Raw genomic sequence first — 4,808 nt, 5'->3', positions numbered from 1 at the left:
TGCGCGCACTGGACGCCGTGGAGACCGGGCTGGTGCAGAGCCAGTCGATCGGCTACGACGGCATCGAGGAGGTCCTGCCAGCAGGGCGGGTGTACGCCAACGCCTCCACCGTCCACGAAACCGCCACCGCCGAGCTGACCGTGGCCCTGATCCTGGCCAGCCAGCGCGAGCTTCCGCGGGTGCTGCAGAACCAGCGGGAGCGCCGCTGGGAGAGCCGACCCACGGCGAGCCTCGCGGACCAGCGCGTGCTGATCGTGGGTTACGGCGGTGTCGGCAAGGCGATCGAGGACCGGCTGCTGCCGTTCGAAACCACCGTGACCCGGGTGGCCAGCCGGGAGCGGACGGACTCGCGCGGCCGCGTGTACGGCATCGCCGAGCTGCACAGCCTGCTGCCGGAGCACGACATCGTGGTGGTGGTGGTGCCGCTCAGCGACTCCACCCGGCACCTCGTCGACGACGCGTTCCTCGCGGCCATGCCCGACGGCGCGCTGCTGGTCAATGTGGCCAGGGGACCGGTCGCGGACACCGACGCCTTGGTCCGGCACACTGCTTCCGGCCGGATCCGCGCCGCCCTGGACGTCACCGACCCGGAGCCGCTGCCGCAGGACCACCCGCTGTGGGGAGCCCCCGGCGTCATCATCAGCCCGCACGTCGGCGGGGCCAGCTCGGCGATGCGCCCGCGGATGGGGCGGCTGCTGCAGCGGCAGATCGACCTCATGCTGGCCGGTGAACCGCCGGTCAACGTGGTGCTGGGCGGGTAGGTGCCGGGCCCCGGGACGCAGGGCTTAGCCGGGGCGCAGGGCTTAATTGCCGCGCCCGGCGGTGTCCACCACGCAGAACCGGTTGCCTTCGGGATCGGCCAAGATCACGTAATCTGCGTCCGCCGGCCTCTTGCTCCCCTCGATCCGGGTGGCGCCCAGGGCCAGCAGCCGGTGTACTTCGGCGTGTTGGTCCCCTGTATACAGGTCCAGGTGCAGGCGGGGCGGGATTTGGACCGTCGCGGGAACCTGGTCCAGGGAGATGCACGTGCCGGCACCGCCGGGCGGCTGCAGAATGACGAAGCCGTCTTCCGGTTCGTGCCGCCGCTCATAGCCCAGCGCGGCCTGCCAGAAACTCATCTGGCGTTCGAGGTCGTCCACCCTGATCACGATCGAGCCGATGCTCAGCATTAGGCCAAACTACACCTTGGCTTCGGCCGGCAGTGTTGTTCCGGGTAATGCCAGTGCCTCCCTCGGGTTCCCGCCAGCTGGGCGGCGACCCGGCGTGCCGGCGCCGAAGTGGCGTCGCTCCCGTCAGTTCGTTGAGGCCAGGGCCGCCGGAAGCTCCGTCAGGGCCGTGACGGTGACGTTCGGGGCCTCGAAGTGGTCCGGGTAGCTGCCACCGGTCCTGTTCAGCCACGCCGTTTGCAGGCCCGCGCGGGCGGCGCCGTGGATATCCCAGGGATGGACTGCCACCAGCATCATCCGTGCCGGGTCCACGCCTGACGCGGTGGCGGCATACTCGTAAGACGCCCGGGCCGGTTTCCAGGCGGGGGCGTCTTCGACCGAAAGCAACGCCTCGAACGACTCCCTGATCCCGGCGTCATCCAGCAGTTTCCCCGCGATCCGGGCCGAGCCGTTACTCAGCGTGACCAGACGGAAGCCTGCGGCGGCGAGGCCGTGGATCCCGCCGGGGACATCCGGGTGCACGCCGAGTTCGCTCATGCCGCCCATGACGTGTTCCACCGCGGAATCCAGCGGGCGGTCCAGCTCGATGCCGGCGAACAGTTGCCGGAGCACCGTGGCACCGATCTCAGCGAAGCCCCGGCTGTCCCCGCTGGCCGTCAGCGCAAAACCGTCCCGCAGCAGGGAGGCAAACCAGAGCTTGGCCAGTTCCGGTGGGGCTCCCACTTCCGCGAAGCGGGCGCCCATCGGCGACATGTCGGACAGGGTCTCGTTGACGTCGAAGACAATCACGGAAATCGGTGCGGTGGTCATGGGGTCTCCTCTGGTGCCGGTGTATCCGTTATACGCCCTGCAGCCCGCCGCTTTGCCGTAGAGCGGAACACCGCCGCGGCCTGCTGGGCCGCCGGGCTGAGCCGGCGGTTGGCCAGCTGGGCCAGGAGGATTCGTCGTTTCGGTGCGCCGGCGAGGGGGACGGCGACGACGTCGGGCCGCAGCGCGCTGAGGGCCAGTTGCGGCGCCAGGGCGATGCCGATGCCCGCCGCGACCATCCCTTGGGTCTCCTGGTAATCGTTGGCGTCGAAGGCGATGCGGGGTTCGAAGCCGGCCTCGCGGCAGACCCGGCGGAGCACGTCCGCCACGGGGTGCTCGTCGCGGACAATCCATTCCTGCTCTCGCAGCGATTCGATCCGCACCGACTTTTTCCCGGCCAGCGGGTGGTCGCGCTGTACGAGCAGCATGGTGGGGTCGTTCATCAGCCGGACCAGGGACAAGTCCTCGTCCGCGATCTCCTGCCAGGGGTAGTCCCAGAGCAGGGTCAGTTCGACGTCGCGGCGGCGCAGCGCCTCCAGCAGCCCCTCGCGCCGGGCGCTGATCACCGTCACCGCCACATCCGGATGCCGGGCCCGGAACGCCAGCACCACATCCGGCATCAGCGAGGCTCCCACGGTGGGGAAGGTGCCCATCCGCAGCTGGCCCCGGCGAAGCCCGGCGAACTCGTCCATCTCCGCCCGGGCCGCCTCGATGGTCCGGTCGATGCTGTCCGCGTAGCCCACCAGGGCCAGCCCTGCCTCTGTCAGCACCACGCCGCGCGGCTGGCGGTCCACCAGGGACACGCCCACCTCGTGTTCGAGCTTCGCGATCTGCTGCGAGACCGCCGACGTCGTGAAGGACAGCGCCGCCGCGGCGGACGTCAGCGAGCCCGAGCGGTGCACCTCGCGGAGCAGGTGGAGCCGGTGAAGATCAAGCTTTGCCATCCTCTGACTTTAGCAAAAGTGAATAGGTGTGGAATTTATCGTGATTGTGCTGAAGTCTCGACTGCCGGATCGTAGATGGGGAAGCGCAGGGATGCGCGAAGAACTGTTTGCACCACATGAAGGAGAACGCTGTGGGACTGCGAGGCCACTGGTATCGGGGCGGGACCAGCAAATGCTGGCTGTTTGGCGCGGAAGACGTCGCCCCGTACGCAGCCAACCGTGACGAGATCCGTGACCTGCTCGCCGACGCGTTCGGCGCGGCGGATGCACGGCAGCTCGACGGCGTCGGCGGCGGGACCTCCACCACGTCCAAGGCCGCCGTCGTCTGGGCCACCCCCGGAACCGACGCGGACCTGGAGTACCTGTTCGCTCAAGTGGGCATCGGTGACCGGACGGTGGAGCTGGGCTCCAACTGCGGCAACTGCGCCACCGCCATCGCCCTCTTCGCCGTGCAGACGGGCATCGTCCCCGTCGCAGACGGCCTCACCCGGGTCCGGATGCGCAACCTCAACACCGGCGCCGTGCTCAGCGGCACGGTTCCCACCCCGGGCGGCACGGTGCCGAAGTCGGGACTGGCCCGGGTTCCGGGCAGTACCGCCGTCGGCGTCCCCGTGAGCCTGTCCTTCCACGGGCCCTGGGGCCGCAGCACCGGGGCCGTCCTTCCCACCACCAACCCGGCCGACAGCATCCAAATAGGCACCCGGACCGTCACGGCCACGCTGGTGGACGCCGGCGCACCCGCGGTCCTGATCCCCGCCGGGGAGGGCGGCGTCGACCTCTCCGACATGACCGGCAACCTGTCCGAGGAGCTCGGCACGCTGGTCGCGGCCCGGGCCGCGGCGGGACTGATGATGGGCCTGCGGAAACCCGAGGACCCGCCACAAAACGCGGTGCCGAAGGTCGGCGTCGTCGCGGGCCCCGGCGATTACACCGCCGCGGACGGCACCCTGATCCCGGCGGACTCCCACGACCTGCGGGTCCGCATGCTCTCCATGCTCGCCCCGCACCCGGCCATCGGCCTCACCTCCGCGGTGGCCGTCTCCCTGGCCGCCGCCCTGCCCGGATCTGTACCGGCCGGGCTGATGCGGCCCGCCCCGGAGCTCGCCCCGCGGACCTCCCGCCTGCTGCGCATCGGCACGCCGGCCGGCGTGGTCACCACCGAAGTCGTCGCCGGGGACGACGGCTCCGTCACCGAGGTCGCGCTGCACCGCGCGGCCCGGCACCTCGCGACCGCCGATATTGACGTCGCCAGGACTTCCGGCATCTCCGCCTAGCACCCGTACCTGCTGCCCTGTCATCATGGGAGGGCCGCATTCAGCAAGGAAGTTGTTCAATGAAGATCAAATCCATCCTCGGGCATCTCTATGTCCAGGTCCTCATCGGCGTCGCCCTCGGCGTCCTGGTGGGCTCGCTCTGGCCAGACCTCGGCGCCGGACTCAAGCCCATCGGCGACGGCTTCGTCAAGCTCGTGAAGTTCATGATCGCTCCGATCGTCTTCTGCACGATCGTCGGGGGCATCACCTCCCTGACGGACACCAAGCAGGTCCGGCCCACCCTGCTCCGCTCCCTCGGCCTGTTCTACGCGCTGACGGCGGTGGCACTGGCCTTGGGCCTGGCCGCGGTGATGATCATCCAGCCCGGCGCCGGCATGCACATCGACCCGGCGCACCTGGACTCCTCGGTGGCCGCGAAGTACACCAGCCAACTGCCCAGCAGCAATCCCGTGGACTTCTTCCTGAACATCATCCCGACGACGTTCGTGGGCGCCTTCGCCGACGGTGAGGTCCTGCCCGTCCTGGTCATCGCGATGCTCTGCGGCTTCGCGTTCAGCAAGCTCGGCGCCCCCGGCCAGGTGGCACTGACCGTGGTGAACAGCTTCAACAAGATGCTC

At 69.7% G+C, this 4,808-nt stretch carries 6 protein-coding genes; 3 read left to right on the top strand and 3 right to left on the bottom strand.

Annotated elements, in window-relative coordinates; genetic code table 11:
* Positions 1-761: 2-hydroxyacid dehydrogenase (locus AB4Y86_RS12280; RefSeq protein ID WP_441402505.1), on the top strand; the 761-nt coding region annotated here is incomplete at its 5' end.
* Positions 762-803: 42 nt separating this feature from the next.
* On the opposite strand, the gene AB4Y86_RS12275 is transcribed toward AB4Y86_RS12280, so the two are convergent.
* The 3 genes from AB4Y86_RS12275 to AB4Y86_RS12265 form a co-directional block, all read right to left on the bottom strand.
* On the bottom strand, positions 804-1,169 hold the full coding sequence (locus AB4Y86_RS12275; RefSeq protein ID WP_441402504.1) for a VOC family protein: 366 nt from the start codon (positions 1,167-1,169) through the stop codon (positions 804-806).
* Between the two features lie 123 nt (positions 1,170-1,292).
* Positions 1,293-1,976 carry a haloacid dehalogenase type II gene (locus tag AB4Y86_RS12270; RefSeq protein ID WP_441402503.1) on the bottom strand — a complete coding sequence of 228 codons (684 nt, stop codon included), beginning with the start codon at positions 1,974-1,976 and terminating at the stop codon, positions 1,293-1,295.
* Positions 1,973-2,917 carry a LysR family transcriptional regulator gene (locus AB4Y86_RS12265; protein WP_441402502.1) on the bottom strand — a complete coding sequence of 315 codons (945 nt, stop codon included), beginning with the start codon at positions 2,915-2,917 and terminating at the stop codon, positions 1,973-1,975. Before AB4Y86_RS12265 ends, AB4Y86_RS12270 begins: the two co-directional genes overlap by 4 nt.
* Positions 2,918-3,048: 131 nt before the next feature.
* Here AB4Y86_RS12265 and AB4Y86_RS12260 point away from each other — a divergent pair, with 131 nt between their 5' ends.
* Together AB4Y86_RS12260 and AB4Y86_RS12255 are read left to right on the top strand one after the other, a co-directional pair.
* Complete coding sequence (locus tag AB4Y86_RS12260; RefSeq protein ID WP_441402501.1) at positions 3,049-4,191, top strand: PrpF domain-containing protein; 1,143 nt, start codon at positions 3,049-3,051, stop codon at positions 4,189-4,191.
* 59 nt (positions 4,192-4,250) lie between these two features.
* A partial coding sequence (locus tag AB4Y86_RS12255; protein WP_441402500.1) for a cation:dicarboxylate symporter family transporter occupies positions 4,251-4,808 on the top strand: 558 nt, incomplete at its 3' end.

This window comes from Arthrobacter sp. 2YAF22_2 (genome assembly GCF_052114645.1).
In the GTDB taxonomy this organism is placed as follows: domain Bacteria; phylum Actinomycetota; class Actinomycetes; order Actinomycetales; family Micrococcaceae; genus Arthrobacter.
The sequence above is the reverse complement of the archived record's forward strand: the minus strand, read 5'-3'. Positions and strand labels throughout refer to the sequence as shown.

Bases quoted from the DNA above. Each gene is read 5' to 3' on its own strand.
- AB4Y86_RS12275 (WP_441402504.1), bottom strand. From the start codon at position 1,169: ATGCTGAGCATCGGCTCGATCGTGATCAGGGTGGACGACCTCGAACGC.
- AB4Y86_RS12270 (WP_441402503.1), bottom strand. From the start codon at position 1,976: ATGACCACCGCACCGATTTCCGTGATTGTCTTCGACGTCAACGAGACC.
- AB4Y86_RS12265 (WP_441402502.1), bottom strand. From the start codon at position 2,917: ATGGCAAAGCTTGATCTTCACCGGCTCCACCTGCTCCGCGAGGTGCAC.